At 56.3% G+C, this 19045-nt stretch carries 17 protein-coding genes; 10 read left to right on the forward strand and 7 right to left on the reverse strand.

Features of this window, described 5'->3' with window-relative positions:
* Nucleotides 1-128 precede the first annotated feature (128 nt).
* Entirely contained in the window at nt 129-512 is a 384-nt protein-coding gene (locus DK872_RS07420; protein WP_035889014.1) for a hypothetical protein, read from the forward strand.
* Here DK872_RS07420 and DK872_RS07425 read toward each other — a convergent pair.
* The 3 genes from DK872_RS07425 to DK872_RS07435 all read right to left on the reverse strand — a co-directional run bounded on the left by DK872_RS07425 (nt 506) and on the right by DK872_RS07435 (nt 3218).
* Nucleotides 506-1339 carry a proline/glycine betaine ABC transporter permease gene (locus tag DK872_RS07425; protein WP_072440004.1) on the reverse strand — a complete coding sequence of 278 codons (834 nt, stop codon included), beginning with the start codon at nt 1337-1339 and terminating at the stop codon, nt 506-508. The genes DK872_RS07420 and DK872_RS07425 overlap by 7 nt on opposite strands.
* Before the next feature lie 8 nt (nt 1340-1347).
* Nucleotides 1348-2184, reverse strand: coding sequence for an ATP-binding cassette domain-containing protein (locus DK872_RS07430; RefSeq protein WP_050998883.1), 837 nt, complete (start codon nt 2182-2184; stop codon nt 1348-1350).
* A 104-nt stretch (nt 2185-2288) separates the two neighbouring features.
* Nucleotides 2289-3218 (reverse strand): LysR substrate-binding domain-containing protein, encoded by a 930-nt coding sequence (locus DK872_RS07435; RefSeq protein WP_035889016.1) that lies wholly within the window; start codon nt 3216-3218, stop codon nt 2289-2291.
* 105 nt (nt 3219-3323) lie between these two features.
* On the opposite strand from DK872_RS07435, the gene betC reads away from it, so the two are divergent.
* From betC to DK872_RS07455, 4 genes are all read left to right on the forward strand, one after another.
* Nucleotides 3324-4865, forward strand: coding sequence for a choline-sulfatase (betC, locus tag DK872_RS07440; RefSeq protein WP_161518198.1), 1542 nt, complete (start codon nt 3324-3326; stop codon nt 4863-4865).
* Between the two features lie 2 nt (nt 4866-4867).
* Nucleotides 4868-5812 carry a choline ABC transporter substrate-binding protein gene (choX, locus tag DK872_RS07445; RefSeq protein ID WP_072440006.1) on the forward strand — a complete coding sequence of 315 codons (945 nt, stop codon included), beginning with the start codon at nt 4868-4870 and terminating at the stop codon, nt 5810-5812.
* Nucleotides 5813-6118: 306 nt separating this feature from the next.
* Complete coding sequence (locus DK872_RS07450; RefSeq protein WP_035889019.1) at nt 6119-7207, forward strand: YncE family protein; 1089 nt, start codon at nt 6119-6121, stop codon at nt 7205-7207.
* A gap of 51 nt (nt 7208-7258) precedes the next feature.
* Entirely contained in the window at nt 7259-9472 is a 2214-nt protein-coding gene (locus DK872_RS07455) for a TonB-dependent siderophore receptor (protein ID WP_071921139.1), read from the forward strand.
* Here the strand turns inward: DK872_RS07455 and DK872_RS07460 are convergent.
* Nucleotides 9469-10368: a LysR family transcriptional regulator gene (locus DK872_RS07460; protein WP_161518199.1), complete on the reverse strand. Its 900-nt coding sequence runs from the start codon at nt 10366-10368 to the stop codon at nt 9469-9471. The two genes, DK872_RS07455 and DK872_RS07460, sit on opposite strands and share 4 nt — an antisense overlap.
* A 96-nt stretch (nt 10369-10464) precedes the next feature.
* On the opposite strand from DK872_RS07460, the gene DK872_RS07465 reads away from it, so the two are divergent.
* Complete coding sequence (locus DK872_RS07465; RefSeq protein ID WP_079517595.1) at nt 10465-10989, forward strand: GNAT family N-acetyltransferase; 525 nt, start codon at nt 10465-10467, stop codon at nt 10987-10989.
* A 10-nt stretch (nt 10990-10999) separates the two neighbouring features.
* Here the strand turns inward: DK872_RS07465 and DK872_RS07470 are convergent, their stop codons facing one another.
* Nucleotides 11000-12403, reverse strand: coding sequence for a glutamine synthetase family protein (locus tag DK872_RS07470; RefSeq protein ID WP_161518200.1), 1404 nt, complete (start codon nt 12401-12403; stop codon nt 11000-11002).
* Nucleotides 12404-12692: 289 nt separating this feature from the next.
* Between DK872_RS07470 and DK872_RS07475 the strand changes: the two genes are divergently transcribed.
* A complete protein-coding gene (locus DK872_RS07475; RefSeq protein WP_007370964.1) occupies nt 12693-12953 on the forward strand; it encodes a DUF2534 family protein in 261 nt (86 codons plus the stop codon).
* Nucleotides 12954-13240: 287 nt separating this feature from the next.
* On the forward strand, nt 13241-15181 hold the full coding sequence (locus tag DK872_RS07480) for a methyl-accepting chemotaxis protein (protein WP_007370966.1): 1941 nt from the start codon (nt 13241-13243) through the stop codon (nt 15179-15181).
* Between the two features lie 14 nt (nt 15182-15195).
* Here the strand turns inward: DK872_RS07480 and DK872_RS07485 are convergent, their stop codons facing one another.
* Complete coding sequence (locus DK872_RS07485; protein WP_007370967.1) at nt 15196-15582, reverse strand: VOC family protein; 387 nt, start codon at nt 15580-15582, stop codon at nt 15196-15198.
* Nucleotides 15583-15727: 145 nt separating this feature from the next.
* Between DK872_RS07485 and pheP the strand changes: the two genes are divergently transcribed.
* A complete protein-coding gene (gene pheP / locus DK872_RS07490) occupies nt 15728-17125 on the forward strand; it encodes a phenylalanine transporter (protein WP_161518201.1) in 1398 nt (465 codons plus the stop codon).
* 207 nt (nt 17126-17332) lie between these two features.
* A complete protein-coding gene (locus DK872_RS07495) occupies nt 17333-18202 on the forward strand; it encodes a DMT family transporter (protein ID WP_161518202.1) in 870 nt (289 codons plus the stop codon).
* On the opposite strand, the gene DK872_RS07500 is transcribed toward DK872_RS07495, so the two are convergent.
* Complete coding sequence (locus DK872_RS07500; RefSeq protein ID WP_244157404.1) at nt 18191-19021, reverse strand: PhzF family phenazine biosynthesis protein; 831 nt, start codon at nt 19019-19021, stop codon at nt 18191-18193. The genes DK872_RS07495 and DK872_RS07500 overlap by 12 nt on opposite strands.
* Between the last annotated feature and the right edge of the window lie 24 nt (nt 19022-19045).

Genomic DNA, 19045 nt, shown 5'->3' on the forward strand with positions numbered 1-19045 from the left:
CTTCTGTGCCCGGCAGCAGGTTGATTGCCGGGTATCGTTCTTAAAACCAAATATTGATCTTTGCGAAGGCTTTTGTAATTTTTTGTCAGTACTATCCAGGAGCGGCAAACAGAGATAACGAGAGAGCGATGAGCCTATTCTGGTGTGTGATCCCGGTACTGGTGTTGTTATTTGTGAAAGCGTGGAATTCCGCGAGGCTTAACGAACATTACCAACGTTCGCAGCGTGCGCTGCGTGCGATTAAGGGCAATATGGTTCGTCAGCAACCGTCGTGGATTACCGACGCTTCTCTGCGCAGGCAATTCAACGCTTCGCTAACTAAGCAGACGCTGGAAAAAGGCGTGCCGGCGTGGTTTCTGGAAAGCATTGCCGAAGATGAAGAGGGGATGCGCTATCTGACCCGCCACGCCGCGCTGATGGAGCTCTACGGCGCGAACTTTCGCGATCAGGCGCTGGCGGCCGCCGAGCTGGTCGACGGCGCCTGGCAACGCGCGCAATTCCGCGGTTATTGATCCGCCGGACGGCGGGCAAAACTGGCGGAGAGGCGATCCAGCAAAATGGCCATCAGCACCACCACGACGCCGCTCTGTAAACCGAGGCCAATTTCCAGTTGCTGAATGCTGCTGAGAATATCATTCCCCAGCCCACCGGCTCCGACCATCGAGGCGATGATCACCATCGACATCGCCATCATTATCGTTTGATTTACCCCAGCCATGATCGACGGCTGCGCGGCGGGTAATTGTACTTTCCATAATAACTGCCACGGCGTACAACCAAAGGCGATGCCCGCTTCCAGCCGGGCGCTGTTCACCTGGCGAATGCCTAAATCCGTCAGACGCACGACCGGCGGCATGGAAAACAGAATGGTGGCGAAAATGCCCGGTGGTCTGCCGAGGCCGAACAGAATCGTCGCCGGGATCAGATAGACAAACGCGGGCATGGTCTGCATAAAATCGAGCAGGGTGCGCACCACGCTACCGACGGCCGCACGGCGGGCGCTCCAGATGCCAAGCGGAATGCCGAGCAGCAGGCTGAAAAAGGTGGAAGATAAGGTCAGCGCCAGCGTGATCGCCGCATGATCGCTGTAACCGCTGTAAATGATGTACAGCGTGGCGAGCAGGGCGAACAGCGCAAACCCTTTGCCGATCCGCCATGCGCCGATGACCACCGCCAGCGTCACCAGCCCCCACGGCGACAGTGCGATAATTAGCTGCTCCAGGCCACCGGCAAACAGATCGATTATCCGGGCGATACCGTCAAATAACCCGCCAGCATGGGCCAGCAGTGCGTGGACGGCATCGTCAATCTGCCGACTAAAATCTAATGGATAAGCCATGGTATTCCTTAGCGTGTCGTCCAGATATCGGCGTAGTTTTCCGCCATTTGCCAGCGAGACACATCAACGCCGGAGAAAAAGTGACGCACATAAGGCGTGGCGGGCGCGTTGATCAGCGCTTCCGGTTTCCCTACCTGCACCAGTCTGCCCTTTTCCATAATGGCGATGCGCGAACCGAGCCGCAGCGCCTCTTCCATATCGTGTGTGACGAAGACAATTGTCCGCTGCGCTTCGGCCTGAAGCACCAGCAACAGCGACTGCATTTCACGGCGGATAATCGGATCGAGCGCGGAAAAGGCTTCATCCATCAACAGTACCGACGGATTCACTACCAGCGCTCGTGCCAGCCCGACGCGCTGCTGCATTCCGCCGGAAAGCTGATGCGGATACTGTTTTGCCACATGGCTCAACCCGACTTTCTCCAGCATTGTCAGCGCCCTTGCTTCCCGCGCTTCACGCGGAACGCCCGCCACTTCCAGCCCGAACGCCACGTTTTCCAGTACGTTGCGCTCGTCAAACAGGGCAAACGACTGAAACACCATACCCATCTGTTCACGACGCAGCGCGATAAGTTCGCGATCGGATAACGCGGCAAGCGGCTGGCCCTGAAAGCGCACCTCGCCGGAGCTGGCCGGAATAAGATGATTGAGCGTACGCAGCAGCGTCGACTTGCCCGAACCGGATAAACCGACGATGACAAATATTTCACCGGCGAAGATTTGCAGATTAATATCCTGCAATGCTTGCACCGCAGTGCGGTTATCGCGCCGGGAAAACAGACGTTTTTTGCGCGTGGAATAATAAGATTTATTGACCGCGCTTAACTCGAATAACGGTTGTGACATAGTGCATGCTTTATTATCGGAAAGATGTTTACACCCTAGCGTAAAAGAAATGGAGGGAGAATTGATTTTAACTTTGTGGATATGCTTTTTCCGCATTAGCTTATTTATATTCCGGCAATCAATGCGCTATTTTCATGAAATCCCCAGGCTTCATCTAATAACCAGGCTTTTATTTTTTCCTGCTGCGTACTGAGCGGTTTATGGCTGGCGGAAATAAGATAATAACCGCGTTCGGTACGCACCTGCGGACCGCACTGCACCAGCTGGCGGCTGGCGATAAACGGCGCAATCAGCGGCTGCCAGCCGAGCGCAATGCCCTGGCCTTCCAGCGCGGCCTGGATCACCAGCGAGTAGGCGTTAAAGGTGCGTGAGGCGCTGTGGCTCTGGCCGTAAACCTGATGGTGGCGGAACCAGTCTTCCCAGGTTATCCAGCGCTGCGGGCGGGTTTCCGGCAGCTTTAACAGCGGATAGCTCAGCAACTGTTCGGCGTTATTTTCAGCGCCAATTTTCTTTTTAATCTCCTGATTACAAACAGGAAAAACGATCTCCGGGAACAGCCGCTGGGTTTGCGCGCCCGGCCAGTTGCCGAGGCCGAAATAGATCGCTAAATCGGCGTTACTGTCGCGGAAATTGTAGTCATTCGGCGAGGTGGTAACCTGCACTTCCACGCCGGGGATCAGCGCCTGCAGCCGCTCCATGCGCGGCAGCAGCCAGTAGCTGGCGAAGCCCATATCGGTGTCGATGCGCAGCACGCTGCGCTGGCGGCGCGTGCGCTCCAGTTGCTCGCTGATGTCATTCAGGCTGCTGCGAACAATCAGGTACAGGCTGTGGCCGGATTCGGTTAATTGCACGCCGCGATGACGGCGTTCAAATAACGGTGCATTGAGCCGGCTTTCCAGCGTCTGAATACGCTGGCTAACCGCCGGTTGCGAAAGTCCTAACTCATTGCCTGCGGCGGTAAAATTACCTAACCGCGCCGCTGCTTCAAATACCACTAAAGCCTGTAAAGGCGGAAGCTGTAATTTGTCTGCCATAAATCCACCTTATTTCATGATAAAGAAATAACCCCTTCACGGAGTTTAATAAGCGTGAGATAAACCTATCACGTTTTAATTGAATATTTTATTGTTGGACGCAGTATGCTTATAAAGAAACCGAATATCGTTATTCTGATGGCCGATCAATTAACCGCCAGCGCATTAAAAACCTATGGTAATAACGTTAGCCTGACACCGAATATCGATAAATTGGCCGACGAGGGGGTGGTGTTTGAATCCGCCTACTGCAACAGCCCGCTGTGTGCGCCGTCGCGGGCGTCGCTGATGACCGGGCAATTTATCTCGCGCAATGCCGTCTATGATAACGCCGCCGAGTTTCATGCCGATTCGCCCACCTTTTGCCACTACCTGCGCGAACAGGGCTACCACACCTGGCTCTCCGGCAAGATGCATTTCTGCGGCCCGGATCAGTTGCACGGTTTTGATGAGCGCCTGACCACCGATATCTACCCGGCCGATTTTGGCTGGACGCCGGACTGGGAACGACCGGAGCGCCGTCTCGACTGGTATCACAATATGAGCTCGGTGCTGGAAGCGGGCGAATGCGTGCGCACCAACCAGCTTGATTTCGACGATGAAGCGCTGTTTCTGGCGCGCCAGCGGCTGTATGACGCCGCGCGTCGTCCTGCAGAACAACCTTTTATGTTGCTGCTGTCGCTCACCCATCCACACGATCCATTTGCGATTCCGCGCCGTTATCTTGACCGTTTTCGCGAGGAAGCGATCGATATGCCGAAAACCCGCAAGCAGGATGTCGAGGAGGATGCGCACTCCGCGCGTCTGCGGGCGATGTATCAACTGGAAGAGGGCTTGCTCAGCGATGAGCAGATCCGCCGCGCGCGGCATGCTTATTACGGTGCGCTGGCTTATGTTGATGACTGCTTTGGCGAAATCATCAACACCCTGCAAGAAACCGGGCTGGCGGAAGATACCGTGGTGCTGGTGGTGGCGGATCATGGCGAAATGCTCGGCGAGCGCGATCTCTGGTACAAAATGACCTTCTTCGAAAATGCGGTGCGCATTCCGTTTATCGTGCATAACCCGGCGCGCTTTGTGCCGCGACGCATTGCTCACAGCGTTTCTCTGGTCGATCTGCTGCCGACGCTGGTTGAGCTGGCAAGCGGCGAAGACCGTAAAGCGCAGGCGATTGCGCCGCTGGATGGCAACAGCCTGGTACCGCATCTGCGCGGCGAATCGGGGCCGGACGGTGCCTGCAGCGAATACCTCGCCGAAGGCGCGCTGGGACCGATGCTGATGATCCGTCGCGGCCCGTGGAAATACATTCACTCCTTCAGCGAAGCACCACAGCTCTTCCATCTGCAAAACGATCCAGATGAGCGGCAAAACCTGGCCGCAAGCAGCGATTATCAGCAAGTCAGCGCTGAGTTTGCCGCTGAAGTTTCCCGCCGCTGGGATCTGCCTGCGCTGCGCGAGCAGGTGCTGGCAAGCCAGAAACGGCGGCTGTTTTTAACCCGTATTGCAGGCAGCGATGCCATTCCGAAGTGGGATTTTCAGCCGCATCAGGAGGCGTCGCAACGCTACATTCGTAACCATCAAACGCTGGATGAACAGGAAGCTTTTGCCCGTTATCCGCGCCCTTTAAAACAACCGGCAGGGAAATAACAATGAAAAAACGTGTGAGCAAACTTTTACTGCTGGCGCTGGCTGGCGGGGTTTCATTGAGCAGTTATGCCGCTGACGAAGCCCGTTGCGCGACGATTACCCAGTCCGATCCGGGCTGGACGGATATCGCCTCGACAAACGCGCTCTCCGGCGTGGTGCTTAATGCGCTGGGTTACCAGCAAAAGGTGCAAAATCTCTCAGTCGCGCTGGCGTTTCAGGGGCTGAAAACCGGGCAGGTCGATGTGTTTCTCGGCAACTGGATGCCTGCGCAGGAGCCAGTCATCAGCAAATTTACCACTGATGGTTCGATTAACGTACTGGGCGCGAACCTGCCTGCGGCGCGCTTTACGCTGGCCGTGCCGGATTATGTTGCGGCTGCCGGTGTGAAAGATTTTGCCGATCTGCAAAAGAACGCGGCGAAATTCGACAACAAAATTTACGGCATTGCGCCGGGCGCGCCTGCTAACCAGAATCTGAAAAAGATGATCGATAAACACGATTTCGGCCTGCAAAACTGGCAACTGGTGGAATCGAGCGAAAGCGGCATGCTGGCGCAGGTCACGCGTGCGGTGGAGCGTAAGCAGTGGATCGTCTTTCTTGGCTGGGAGCCGCATGCGATGAATACACGTTTCAAGCTGGCTTACCTGAGCGGCGGCGATGCGTATTTCGGGCCGAACTACGGCAGCGCCACCGTGAATACAGTGACACGCAAAGATTTCGCTACAGCATGCCCGAACGCCAACCGTTTTTTCAGCCAGTTAAAATTTGATGTCGCGCTGGAAAACGCGGTGATCACCCGCGTGCTGGATAAGCAAGAAGATGTGCAGGCGGCCGCCAAAGCTGAGCTGGCAAAACGCCCGGAACTGCTGAAAGCGTGGCTTTCAGGCGTCACCACGCGTGACGGTCAACCCGCGCAACCGGCAGTGGAAAAAGCGCTCGGCCTGTAATCTCCTCCCAACATCCTCACTCCGCGCCGGGCAGGTTGTTCCTTTCCGGCGCATTTTTTCCCCCTGACAACACAATGCAACAATAGTTCTTGCTTGAATAAAATGAATGAGTATAGTTCTCATTCTCTTTAGTGTTTGTGGGCGCAGCACGGAATTTTCCCGCAAAAACAGTAGGCGTAAACGCTTACAGGGACACGAAGAAGTGGCGAGCTGCGCCGGGCAAAACTGCCTTCATCAAAAAGTACGCACCTGAGCGTAACGCGCTGGCTCGCCTGTTGATGACATTAACGGTAAAGGATCTTTCCGATGACGATGAAAACCCCCGCGCTGGCGCTGCTGGCAACCCTGGTACTGGCCGGATGCAGCGCTCAGCACACCACATCGGCGCAACCTGTCGCCGAAACGCCAAAAACCGCTGCCGCGTCATTACCGGCGAATGTACAAAAACGCGATCTGGCAAGCGGCCTGTATGAAATGGCGCTCAGCCCGCAGGGCGATGCGCTGTACGTTTCCAGCGCGGAAGGCTTTAAAGATGTGCAGGGCGGGGTGGTTTACAAACTGGATCCTGCGACGCTGAAAACCCTCGGTTCCACTCATACCGATTTGAAAAACTTCGGTATGACGATCTCCCCGGACGGTAAAACGGTTTACGTTACTAACTCCCTTGATGGCGGCATCAGCGCTATCGACACCAGCAATGGCAAAGTGCTGGCCCGCACGCTGTTCCCGGAACGCAATGAGAAAGGCCTGCCGTACGGCGCGCGTGAAATCCTGCTGCACAACGGTGTGCTGTATGTTGGCGCGGTGGCTGATCCGGCGCTGGTGTGGGTGGTGGACGCCAAAACCCTGAAAGTGAAAGCACGGATTAAAAATGCCGGGAAATGGGTCACGGGCCTGCACTGGTCTGAGCAAACTCAGCGCCTGTATGTGGCGAACGGCGTCGGTGAAATTCTGGTCGTCAACCCGCGCAACAACCGCATTGAACAACGCTGGAAACCGCTCGGTGATAAACCGGCGCTGCTGCTGAATATTGCCGAAGACAGCGAGACCGGCCGTCTGTTCGTTACCGATAATTCGAAAGCTAAAACCACGCTGGTACTGGATATCCATAGCGGCAAAGTACTGAAACAGCTCGATCTGGGCGGTTCGCTGGCGGTGAAATTTAACCCGAAACGCCACGAAATCTACCTTACCCAGCGTGAAGCGGGCAAAGTGCTGAGCCTCGATGCCACCAGCCTTGCGGTGAAGCAGAGCTGGGATCTGCCGCCGAATCCAAACAGCCTGCTGCTCTCTGCCGACGGCCAGACGCTGTTTGTCACTGTCAAACAGGCGTTTAACAAAGATCACTCTACCAACGGGCCGGACAGCGTCGTCCGTATCGCCCTTAACCAGTAATCAATCTGGCCCGGAAACGGGCCGTTTTTCCACACACTTCGATATGAGTCGATGATGAATAACAGCAAAACGATCCATCCTTCTTTGCGCAAGACGTTACTTGCGCTGGCCATTGGCGCAGCGGCGCACTCAGCGCAGGCCGCGACGACAAATGCCAACACCAGCCAGACGAAAGACGACACCATTGTGGTGCAGTCGACCACCAGCAGCGACTTCAAACCGGGCGGCGATGCGCTGGTTCCGGCGTATCTGGATGGTCAGGTCGCGTACGGCGGTCGCCTTGGGATGATGGGCGAACAGAAGGCGATGGATGTGCCGTTTAACGTGATCGGCTACACCTCGAAGTTAGTGCAGGATCAACAGGCGAAAACCATTGCCGATGTGGTCAGCAATGATGCGGGCGTGCAGGTTGGCCAGGGTTACGGCAACATGGCGGAAACTTACCGTATTCGCGGCTTTGAGCTGGATGGCGACGATATGCTGATGGGCGGTCTGGCCGGTATTGTGCCGCGCCAGGTGGTCGATACCCAGATGCTTGAGCGCGTGGAAGTGTTTAAAGGTGCCAATGCCCTGATGAATGGCGCGGCGTCCTCCGGCGTCGGCGGGATGATCAACCTCGAACCGAAACATGCCGATGATACGCCGTTGACGCGCGTCGGCGTCGATTACTCCTCGCGTTCGCAGCTTGGCGGTTCGCTGGACGTTGGCCGTCGCTATGGTGATAACAATCAGTTCGGCGTGCGTGTCAACCTGTTGCACCGCGAAGGCGAAGCCACCGTTGAGGATGACAACCGTCGTACTACGGCGGCGTCGATTGGCCTGGATTATCGCAGCGATCGCTTCCGCAGCTCGCTGGATCTCGGTTATCAGAAAAAGACCTTCCACGGTGGCTCGATGGGCGTGAACATCAGCGCAGTGGATTTTGTTCCAAAGGTCCCGAGCAACACCAAAAACTACAGCCAGCAGTGGGCGTACAGCAATATCGAAAACGAATTTGGCCTGGCGCGCGCGGAATATGATCTGACCGATATCTGGACGGCATATGCCGCATTTGGTGGTCAGCACTCGCATGAAGAGGGGATTTACGGCGCGCCAAAAGTGAATGATGAGCAGGGCGATGCGACGATTGGCCGCCTCGACACCAACCGCATCAGCGACTCCTGGAGCGGCATGGCTGGTGTGCGCGGTAACTTCGATACCGGCTTTGTGTCGCACAAAGTGAACGTGGGCTATTCGGCCAATATCAAGCGGGACAAGGTGGCGTGGCGTATGTCGGCCACGGCGGATAACCCGGCAGTGAACATCTATGATAACTCGTCGGTTGCGATGCCTGATTACAGCTACGTCGGCGGCAACTACAGCGATCCGCTGACCACTGGCCGCACCCGTTCACAGGGCTGGCTGCTGAGCGACACGCTGGGCGTTCTGAACGACACTGTGCTGTTCACGGCGGGCGCGCGTTACCAGAAAGTGTGGGTTCACAGCTACAGCAATGCGACGGGCGCAGAAGATGACACCGCACGCTTTATCCAGGATCGCTGGATGCCGACTTACGGCATCGTTTATAAGCCGTGGGAAGTGGTCTCCTTCTATGCGAACCATACCGAAGCGCTGCAACCGGGCAGCACCGCGCCGGAAGGCGCCGCTAACCAGTATCAGACCACCGGCATTGCGCACTCGAAACAGAATGAAGTTGGCGTGAAAACGGACTTTGGCCGCGTGGGCGGTACATTGTCGCTGTTTGAAATTAAGAAACCGACCGCCATTCAGAACAGTGATACCAATATCTATGCGCTGAATGGCGAGCAGCGTAACCGTGGAGTTGAGCTGAACCTGTTCGGTGAACCGATGCTTGGCCTGCGCCTGAACGGCAGCGCCACCTGGATCGATGCTGAGCTGACCAAAACCGAAGATGGTATTAATCAGGGGAACCGGCCTATTGGCGTGGCGCGCTTCTATGGCGTGCTGGGCGCGGAATACGACATCAAACCGGTTGACGGCCTGACGGCGACGGCAAGAATCAACCATACCGGTTCGCAGTATGCGAATAACGCCAATACCAAAAAACTCGACAGCTACACCACGCTGGATCTGGGGGTACGCTACCGTATGCACCTCAATCAGGATAAAAACGAGATGGTCTGGCGTGTCGGCGTGGATAACGTCACCAATGAGAAATACTGGGCCAGTGTCGAAGACAACGGCACCTATATCTATCAGGGTGATGCGCGTAAGTTGAAAGTCTCTATGAGCTACGACTTCTAAGCGCGCATTTCGCAGGCGGGCGTCTTGCCCGCCTGTTTCAGGCTGTTCAGCACCGCTTTCATCCCGCGATTGACCACCTTATCCTGCCGCATTACCAGCGCCAGCGTGCGCTGTAACGGCGGCTGTAACGCCTGCATGCGCAACCCACGTCTATCCTCCTCAGCCTGTACGGCGACTTCAGGCACAAGGCTGTAACCGAGACCGGCGCGCACCATGCGTTTGATGGCTTCAATGCTACCAAGCTCCATCACCGGCGTGACGGCGGCGGTTAACCAGCCGTCAATCAACTGGCGGGTACTGCTGCCGGACTCAAAGACAATCAGCGGTAAGGCCTGCAATAGCGCAGGTGTGGCATCGGGCAACGCAGGCGAATGGCTGGCGCTGATGGCGACAAAATCTTCATCAAACAGCGGTGAAATGGCGAGGTTGCGCCCGCTCGCGGGCAGCGTCACCAGGCCAATATCGATACGATTCTCTTCCACCGCGCGCACAATATCCGTGGTATTGCCGGTGCGTACGCCAACGGTCAGTAACGGAAAATCTTCGCGCAGTTGTTGCAGCACGGGTGGCAGCAGATGAATGCAGGTGGTTGCGCCAGTGCCGAGCGTGACGCTGCCGCTAATCTCCTGCTGATGCTTTGCGACAGATTGCACGGCGGCGCTGACCGCGTTTTCGATTTCCGCACAGTGGGCGAGAAAGGTTTTTCCCGCAGCGGTCGGTCGCAGGCTGCGCCCGGTGCGCTCAATCAGCCGCGTCTGGAGAGCCTGTTCAAGCTGGCGGATTTGCAGGCTGACCGCCGGTTGCGAAATCCCCAGCACTTCTGCCGCAGCGGTAAAACTTCCCCGGGCGATCACCAGTTTGTAGGTTGCCAACTGGTCGAGGCTAAATTGCGCCATGGCAAAGTTTTCCTTATCGCGGTTATAAGCGCCGCCCGGTGCCTGTTTTGCCGCGCGGCAGATAACCTGTGCGAAAGCGGGAACAGAGGACGGATGATGGAAATTATTGAGGCAGAAGAACAACATCTGCGTGCGATTACACAGATATATGCTTACCACGTGACGCAGGGGAACGCCACTTTTGAGACCGAAGCGCCGGATATCGACGAGATGCGCGCAAGGCTTAAGAAAATCCGCCTTGCCGGGCTGCCGTGGTTTGTGGCCGTGCAGGATGGAGAGGTTCGGGGATATTGCTATCTCTCCCGCTACCGCGAGCGCCGCGCTTACCGGTATACGCTGGAGGATTCCATCTACGTTGATGAGACGTTTCGTCGCCAGGGCGCAGGCAAAGCGCTGCTCGCCCGCGCGGTGGCATGGGCCGAAACGCAGGGCTACCGGCAACTGATTGCCAACGTCGGCAACAGCGAAAACGAAGGTTCGTTACGGCTGCACAGCCGAGCCGGATTTGTGGTGATCGGCACGCTCAAAAGCGTGGGGATGAAGCACGGGCGCTGGCTGGATACCGTGCTGATGCAGCGCCCGTTGGGGGAAGGAGATTTCACATTGCCACAGGCCAGCTAAGTGCAGCGGGTTATGCCAGCTCCTGCTGCGTGACGAGGCTTTCAAACCAGTTCAGTTCCGCCATTTTGCCGCTATACCACTGCTCGCAGAACGCGCTGCCGAGATGCTCTGCCAGATAGCTATTCTGGCGAAACATCTCCAGCGCCGGTTGCTGAAACAGCGGTAATGTCGGTGCGGTGTGGGTGAAATTCGCCAGCGTATCGTCATCGACTCGCTCCAGACCGTACAGGATGCCGCTGAGGATGGTGGCCATTACCAGATAGGGGTTGGCATCCGCGCCTGCGAGGCGATATTCGATGCGCCGGTTACGGGCGTCGGAACAGGGAATACGCAAGGCGGCGTTGCGTTTGTTGTAACCCCATGAATGAAAGAGCGGTTCGCTGAGGTTCTTGCGTAAACGGCGGAATCCGTTAACCCCTGGCGCCATAATTGCCACTGACGCTGGCATCAGTTCCAGCATCCCGGCCAGCGAGAGGCGCACCATGTCGTTGAGTTCTTCTGCGGGACAGGCGAAAACATTTTCACCGTGAATGTCATTGAGACTGATATGAAAATGCAGGCCGTTACCCGCCAGCCCGGAGAAGGGCTTAGCCATAAAGTTGGCCTGAAAGCCAAATTCCCCGGCCACCGTACCGGTGAGCCGACGCAGCGCCAGGATCTGTTCGCAGGCTTCCACGACATGATGCGAGTGGGGCATATTCAGTTCGAATTGTCCGGCCTCGGCTTCACTCACCACGCCAGAGAGCGGAAGCCGCTGCGCTGCCGCCAGGCTTTCCAGCTCTTCGATAAACGCCGAGTAGGTGGAGGGCACCGCCATATGAAAACAGCCCTGCGGGCGGGTTTTTGGCGCGGCAGGATCAACAAGGTAAAACTCAATTTCGGGGGCGACGACCGGATAGAAACCGTGGTAATGAAACCGCCGCACTACATTTTGCAGGATCGCCGCTGGTTCCAGCGCATAAGGCCGGTTGTTTTCATCAAGCATGGTTAACAACAGCTGAGCATTATGCTGCGGATCGTGGGCGCCGGGGCGCAGTGTGCCGGGAACAGGCAGGCATAAATTATCCGGTTCTTCGTTAATCAGCGTATCGGATGAGATTATTTTCCCTTCGCGATCCATGGCGTAAACAGACTGCGGGAAATAACATCCTTTGCTTATGGAAAATAAATTATCCACAGAGACTCTTTTCCCCCTGAATATGCCATGCGTATCGTTCAGATAAATATCCACATGCTTTGTTTCAGGGTAATGGTTCAGGTAGTCTCTTATTTCGCCAGTAAGCGTTTCCTGCAATTCATTGATTTTGATATCACTTTCTGTTCCATTGGATGGAATTGACAGCGCCGGAATGGGCATGGAAGTAAACAGCGTGCGGATATTCTTCAGCAGTGGAATAGTCATCAACGAGTTCATGGTGTTCTTTCTGTCAGGCCTTGCGGCGATGAACTCAGCATAAAAGAGCCATTTTTATTTTGATATAAACGCCGCGTAAAAAGGAAATGCGAGGCAGTAAAAATACTATAAAAACAGTGTCGTTAAAGCGTGGCCGACATAATACGCAGCGGCGATAAAAAAACAGAATGCTGCAAAAAATAGCCGCAGATAGCATCACTGTTCGCCGTTTTATGTAAGTTCTCACAACAATTCGACAGCAGATCGGTTACACTCGCCGCACAGAAAAGCCACATGACAGGAGGTGTCTATGCTGGAAAAACTACGTACCCGCGAGGGGAAAAAATTTATCACGGCGGTGGTGATTGTGTTTTGTATTGCCGTCAGTGTGATCTCGAAAGCCGCCTTCGAGGGCGTGGAAGAGCAGTACAATCTGCCGATGGAAACGTGGACCACCTCGATGTTTATCATCCAGGGCGCATGGGTGGCGATTTACAGCCTGATGTTTACCATTATTGGCTCGCTGCCCTTCGGGTTTTATTTCCTCGGCCCGAAAGACGACAAAGGCTAACGCTTCCTGCCCTGGCGCGTGCCGGGGCGCTCTCCTGTTGCAAAAATTCCTCTGCTAAGACCACAGCATAAACTGCTGCATTAAACGGCAAGCTCCGTGGGTTAACCGTCGCTACAACATCCCGCCCTCTCATACCGCTGATTATGATTTTGCGCGCGCGTTTTTACACCTGCGTAACCTCGCTGTTAACAATTAAAGATCAAAAAATGTACGCCGATAGAGCAGGTATCAGGGAGCATGTGATGAAAGGAATATTGATGTAGCAGGTTTATACCAGGAGAGCTGTAATGGCCAGACAACTCGTGAGTAAAAAAATGAGTACCCGTGCGCAAATGCTGCTGACGGGTGCTATCACCATCACCCTCGGATTTGTGGTAACGATTGGGGTGCTGAGCTGGCAATCCAGTAATGCGCAAAAAAGTCTCGCCGAACACTATCTCCAGCAGATCGCTCAAAACGAAGCGCTGAAAATCCAGCAGCAACTCAGTTACGCCCGCGATGTGGCGCATAACCTCGGACATAGTCTGATTGCCCTGCCGCAGGGCGGCGTCACCGATCGTAAAGTGGTGGACAAGATCATGGAATCCACCTTGCGCGATAACCCGGATTACCTCTCTATTTCGGTCATTTTTGAAGAAAATGCCTATGACGGGCGCGATGCGGAATTCACCGACAAGCCCGATCAGGCACCAAAAGGGCGTTATGCCTTCTTTGTCGATCGCGATCAGTCCGGCAGCTACAAAATGCATCCGCTGCTCTCTTATCTGACGCCGGGCCAGGGCGACTACTATCTGCTGCCGCAGAAAAGCCAGAAAGATACGCTGATTGAACCTTACAGCTATGCCTATAACGGTGTGCCGACGCTACTGACCTCGGTGGCGGCACCGATTGTCAGTGACGGCAAATTGCACGGCGTGGTGACATCCGATATTTCGCTGGCGTCGTTGCAGCAGAAAGTGAATCAGATCAAACCGTGGGCGGGCGGCGGCTACGCGGTGCTGCTTTCGACTGCCGGAAAAGTGATTTCTTACCCGGATAAAAACCTGACCAGCAAACCGTATCCCGGTAAAACGGACAACTTCAGCAGCAGCGTGGTGGAGCAGGACGATCCGATCCTCGGTGAGAAAGGCCTGATTACCTGGCAGCCAATTACCATCGGCAACAGCAGCGATAGCTGGTATCTCGGCGTTGTCGCGCCGGTGAGCCAGGTGATGGCGGCGGCGAATCGCCAGCTACTCAGCGCCATTATTCTTGGTGTGATCAGCATCCTGCTGGTCAGTGCGCTGCTGGGGATTCTCTTCAGCCGCAAAGTGCTGAAGCCGATTGGCGGCGAGCCGCTTGAAGGCGCGACCATTGCACTCTCCGTGGCGGATGGCAAGCTGGATAACGCTATCCATGTTAAACAGGGCGATCGCAGTAGCCTGTTCTATGCGCTGCACACCATGCAGGCGCAGTTGCGGCAGATTGTCGGCCAGATAAAAGAGGCCAGCGATTCCGTGCGCCAGGGCGCCGGGGAGATTGTCAGCGGTAATATCAACCTCTCGTCGCGCACCGAGCAGCAAGCGTCGGCGCTGGAGCAAACGGCCGCCAGCATGGAACAGTTCAGCGCGACGGTGAAACATAACGCGGAAAACGCACACCAGGCGACGGTACTGACGGCGAATGCAACCCAGATCGCCAGCCGTGGCGAGAAGCTGGTCAGCCAGGTGGTATCTACCATGGCGCAGATTGATGACAGCGCGCGCAAGATCGGCGATATCACCGCCATCATTAACAGCATTGCTTTCCAGACCAATATTCTGGCGCTGAACGCAGCGGTAGAAGCGGCGCGGGCGGGCGAGCAGGGGCGCGGTTTTGCGGTAGTGGCCTCAGAAGTGCGCAACCTGGCGCAGCGCAGCGCCAACGCCGTGAAAGAGATTGGTGCGCTGATTGAAGAGTCCGGCAAGCGGGTGGAAACCGGCGTTCAACTGGTTAACGACGCCGGGAAAACCATGCAGGAGATGACGCAAGCGGTGAACTCGGTGCAGTCGATCATTACCGAGATCGTCAGTGCATCGGATGAGCAGGCCAAGGGTATCGGGCAGGTGACCATCGCGGTGAACGAGATGGATGGCGTAACGCAACAGAACGCCTCGCTGGTGCAGCAGATGGCCGCTGCCGCCACCTCGCTTGAGGATCAGGCGCAGCAGCTTGCGCAAAGCGTGCAGCAATTCCGGCTGGAAGCGTAACGCCGCAGGTCGCGCTATTCGGCGACCAGTTCGATGCGGTTGCCGTCCGGATCGAGGATCACCGCTTCATAAAAACCATCGCCAGTCCATCTTGCCGGGCTGGCGAGTTTATCCTGCTGGCGCGCTTTTTCTGCCATCGCATCCACGGTTTCGACGCGGCCAACGGTAATGGCGATATGTGCCCAGCCGACAAATTCCGGGTTTGCTGGCGCATCGGCCAGTTCCGGCAGCGTCATCAGCTCAATCGTCGGGCCATCTTTTAGCGAGATAAAGTACGAGGCGAATCCCGCGCGATTTTTACTGACATATTTTTCATTACTGCTGGCGGAAAAAAAGTCGCGCCAGAACGTTCGCTGAGCGTCGAGGTTACGCGTCCAGAGCGCGACGTGGGCAATTTTCATTGTTATCTCCTTGAAGGGGTGTAGGGGTAAGCATTGATAATATGACGACTCGCGTTGTTTATCCTTCCTCTCTTTTCCATTTCTTGCCAGCCCTGACCTGAGATGTTAAAAGGTGCCCCTTTATAAAACCAGAAAGGGGAAGGACGTGAAAAACGCGTCACAGGCAGCGGGTAACGTAACCGATGCCGGGCCGGAAACAGGGCCGACACTACAACGGGGATTAAAAAATCGTCATATTCAGTTAATTGCGCTGGGCGGCGCGATTGGTACCGGGTTGTTCCTTGGTATCGGCCCGGCGATTCAAATGGCCGGGCCTGCCGTGCTGCTGGGGTACGGTATCGCCGGGATTATCGCTTTCCTGATCATGCGCCAGCTTGGTGAAATGGTGGTGGAAGAGCCGGTTTCCGGTTCGTTTTCGCACTTTGCCTATAAATACTGGGGACCGTTTGCCGGTTTTCTCTCTGGCTGGAACTACTGGGCAATGTTTGTGCTGGTGGGCATGGCCGAGCTGACCGCCGCCGGGATCTATATGCAGTACTGGTTCCCGCAGGTGCCGACCTGGATCTGGGCCGCCGCGTTCTTTGTCATTATCAACGCCGTCAACCTGGTGAATGTGCGTCTGTATGGCGAGACCGAGTTCTGGTTTGCGCTGATCAAAGTGGTCGCCATCATCGGTATGATCGCTTTTGGCCTGTGGATGCTGTTTACCGGCCACGGCGGCGAACGCGCCAGCTTCGATAACCTCTGGCGTTATAACGGCTTTTTCGCCACCGGCTGGCATGGGCTTATTCTCGCGCTGGCGGTGATTATGTTCTCTTTCGGCGGTCTGGAACTGATTGGTATCACCGCCGCCGAGGCCAGCGAGCCGCACACCACCATCCCGAAAGCGGTGAATCAGGTGGTGTACCGCATTTTGCTGTTCTATATCGGTTCGCTGGTCGTGCTGTTGGCGCTTTATCCGTGGATTGATGTCAAAGCGAACAGCAGCCCGTTCGTGATGATTTTCCACGATCTGGACAGCAATCTGGTGGCTTCTGTGCTGAACTTCGTGATTCTGGTGGCTTCTCTGTCGGTGTATAACAGCGGAGTTTACTCCAACAGCCGTATGCTGTTCGGCCTCTCTGTGCAGGGTAATGCGCCCGCGTTTCTGACCCGCGTCAGCCGTCGCGGCGTGCCGATCAACTCGCTGTTTCTCTCGGCGGCTATCACCTCGCTGGTGGTGCTGGTGAACTATCTGCTGCCGCAAAAAGCGTTCGGTATGCTGATGGCGCTGGTGGTGGCGACCCTGCTGCTGAACTGGATCATGATTTCGCTGGCGCACCTGAAGTTTCGCGCCGCGATGCGCCGTAAAGGGCGCGATCCGCAGTTCAGAGCGCTGCTCTTCCCGGCGGGCAACTATCTGTGCATCGGTTTTATGCTGATGATCCTCGTGTTGATGTACACCATGGACGATATGCGCCTGTCAGCCGTACTGCTGCCAGCGTGGATCGCATTCCTGTTCGTGGCTTTCAAGCTGCTGCGTCGCGCACCGCAGCGCGCGTAATCCCGCTCTCTTCCCGCCGGATTCGGCGGGAATTTCCACGATTGCCCGCGAGTTTGCTGACTTCCATTGATTACACTGACGTAATATCAGAAAGCGTAATGATGGACTGACGTGATATTTCCCGCGCCAGCGCCTGCTATTTCAGGCATGATAACGAGAAATTTCGCCAGCCGTCCGCGCTGGCTTTTTTATTGTTCTGGAGCTGACATGACCCGGAAACGACAAGCCGACCTCTTCCTCGTTCTGACCACCATGATTGCCGCCTGCGGCTGGATTTTCTCCCGCGAGGCGATTTCTGGTATGCCGGTCTTCGCCTTTCTCGGGCTGCGTTTTTTCGGCGCCGCGCTGGTGCTGCTGCCGTTTTGTCGTGGGCAGCGTATTCCGTGGGAAAAAATGCGCCAGGTGGTGATTAGCGGCCTGTGGATGGCGCTTAATCTGTGTCTGTGGATCTGGTCGGTATCGACCACGGCGTCGCTGGGCGAGGGGGCATTTATCATGAGCCTGTCGATGCTGTTTGTGCCGCTGGTTGCCTGGGGAATGATGCGCACCCGACCAGCGCGCGCATACTGGGAGTGCCTGCCGGTGGCGATTATCGGCCTCGGGCTGTTAAGCCTGCATATGCCTATTACATTTCATGCCAGCCAGGGCTGGTTCCTGCTGACGGCGTTCGTGCAATCGATCTACTTTTGCTATACCAGCCGCTGTGCGCGGGAAGTGCCGCTGCTGTCGTTGACCGCAGTGCAACTGGCGATTACCGGTATCGCCGGATTAGCGATTTCGGCGCTGTTTGAATCATGGACGCAGCCGTTCACCGCCACCACCGCAGGCTGGCTGGCGGCCAGCATCCTGATAGCCACCAGTTTGCGCTTTGGCCTGCAATTGCAGGGGCAGAAATATGCCGCCGTTGCCAGCGCCGCCATTATTATGGTGCTGGAGCCGCTATTGACGGTGATTGCCGCCTCCCTCTGGTACGGCGAACGTCTGCCGCTGCAAAAAATTATCGGCGGAGTGCTGATCCTGCTTGCACAGATCTGGTTCCGCTGGCGTATGGTGTCGCGCCTGCCATCAAAGGCGTAACGTTCCTGCCAGCACCGTATGTGCCGCGCCGCTCATCTGCACGCGGCCATCGTCGGTGCAGTGAAGCGCCAGCACGCCGCCGCGCCGTGATGCCTGGTAAGCGGTAAGCGAGCGCTTACCCAGTCGCTCGGACCAGTAGGCTGCCAGCGCACAGTGCGCCGAGCCGGTGACCGGATCTTCATTGACGCCAACCCACGGTGCAAAATAGCGCGACAGCACATCATATTCCCCATCACCTGGCGCGGTAACGGCCACACCGCGTCCCGGTAATGCGCTCAGGGCCTGGAAGTCGGGCTGCAATGCCTGCACGATCTGCGCATCCTCAACCACCACCAGCTGTTTTGGGCCAAACTGGCCGTAATCTCGCACTTGCGCGCTCTCCAGCCCCAGCGCATCAAGTAATGCGGGCGGCACCGCGCTGTGCAGTTGCGGGGTGAGTAACGGGAAATCGAGCTGGATACTCGCTGCGCCGAGCGTGGCGGATAGCGGGCCAGAGAGTGTCTGAAACGTGATCGTATCACCCACTTGCAGCAGCCCGGTCTGGCGCAGGATATGTGCCGTCGCCAACGTACCGTGGCCGCACAAATCCACTTCAGCCTGCGGAGTGAACCAGCGCAGGTTGTTATCGGCAAGATTGAGAAACGCGGTTTCCGACACCGCCATCTCATCGGCAATCTGCTGCATTAACCCGCTTTCCAGCCCGTGCGGCGTGATGCATACGCCCGCCGGGTTGCCAGAAAAAGGACGCGCACTGAACGCGTCCACCTGATAAATATCGAGTTCCACCGCTTCGCTCCCTTCGTAACAAAGTGATAACACTACTCCTGTTTCGCGACAACGGAT

Source organism: Kosakonia sp. MH5 (assembly GCF_009935945.1).
Lineage (GTDB): Bacteria > Pseudomonadota > Gammaproteobacteria > Enterobacterales > Enterobacteriaceae > Kosakonia > Kosakonia radicincitans.

Excerpts from the sequence above, each read along its gene's own strand:
- DK872_RS07420 (WP_035889014.1), top strand. The coding sequence starts at position 129 with ATGAGCCTATTCTGGTGTGTGATCCCGGTACTGGTGTTGTTATTTGTG.
- DK872_RS07425 (WP_072440004.1), bottom strand. The coding sequence starts at position 1,339 with ATGGCTTATCCATTAGATTTTAGTCGGCAGATTGACGATGCCGTCCAC.
- DK872_RS07430 (WP_050998883.1), bottom strand. The coding sequence starts at position 2,184 with ATGTCACAACCGTTATTCGAGTTAAGCGCGGTCAATAAATCTTATTAT.
- DK872_RS07435 (WP_035889016.1), bottom strand. The coding sequence starts at position 3,218 with ATGGCAGACAAATTACAGCTTCCGCCTTTACAGGCTTTAGTGGTATTT.
- betC (WP_161518198.1), top strand. The coding sequence starts at position 3,324 with ATGCTTATAAAGAAACCGAATATCGTTATTCTGATGGCCGATCAATTA.
- choX (WP_072440006.1), top strand. The coding sequence starts at position 4,868 with ATGAAAAAACGTGTGAGCAAACTTTTACTGCTGGCGCTGGCTGGCGGG.
- DK872_RS07450 (WP_035889019.1), top strand. The coding sequence starts at position 6,119 with ATGACGATGAAAACCCCCGCGCTGGCGCTGCTGGCAACCCTGGTACTG.
- DK872_RS07455 (WP_071921139.1), top strand. The coding sequence starts at position 7,259 with ATGATGAATAACAGCAAAACGATCCATCCTTCTTTGCGCAAGACGTTA.
- DK872_RS07460 (WP_161518199.1), bottom strand. The coding sequence starts at position 10,368 with ATGGCGCAATTTAGCCTCGACCAGTTGGCAACCTACAAACTGGTGATC.
- DK872_RS07465 (WP_079517595.1), top strand. The coding sequence starts at position 10,465 with ATGGAAATTATTGAGGCAGAAGAACAACATCTGCGTGCGATTACACAG.
- DK872_RS07470 (WP_161518200.1), bottom strand. The coding sequence starts at position 12,403 with ATGAACTCGTTGATGACTATTCCACTGCTGAAGAATATCCGCACGCTG.
- DK872_RS07475 (WP_007370964.1), top strand. The coding sequence starts at position 12,693 with ATGCTGGAAAAACTACGTACCCGCGAGGGGAAAAAATTTATCACGGCG.
- DK872_RS07480 (WP_007370966.1), top strand. The coding sequence starts at position 13,241 with ATGGCCAGACAACTCGTGAGTAAAAAAATGAGTACCCGTGCGCAAATG.
- DK872_RS07485 (WP_007370967.1), bottom strand. The coding sequence starts at position 15,582 with ATGAAAATTGCCCACGTCGCGCTCTGGACGCGTAACCTCGACGCTCAG.
- DK872_RS07495 (WP_161518202.1), top strand. The coding sequence starts at position 17,333 with ATGACCCGGAAACGACAAGCCGACCTCTTCCTCGTTCTGACCACCATG.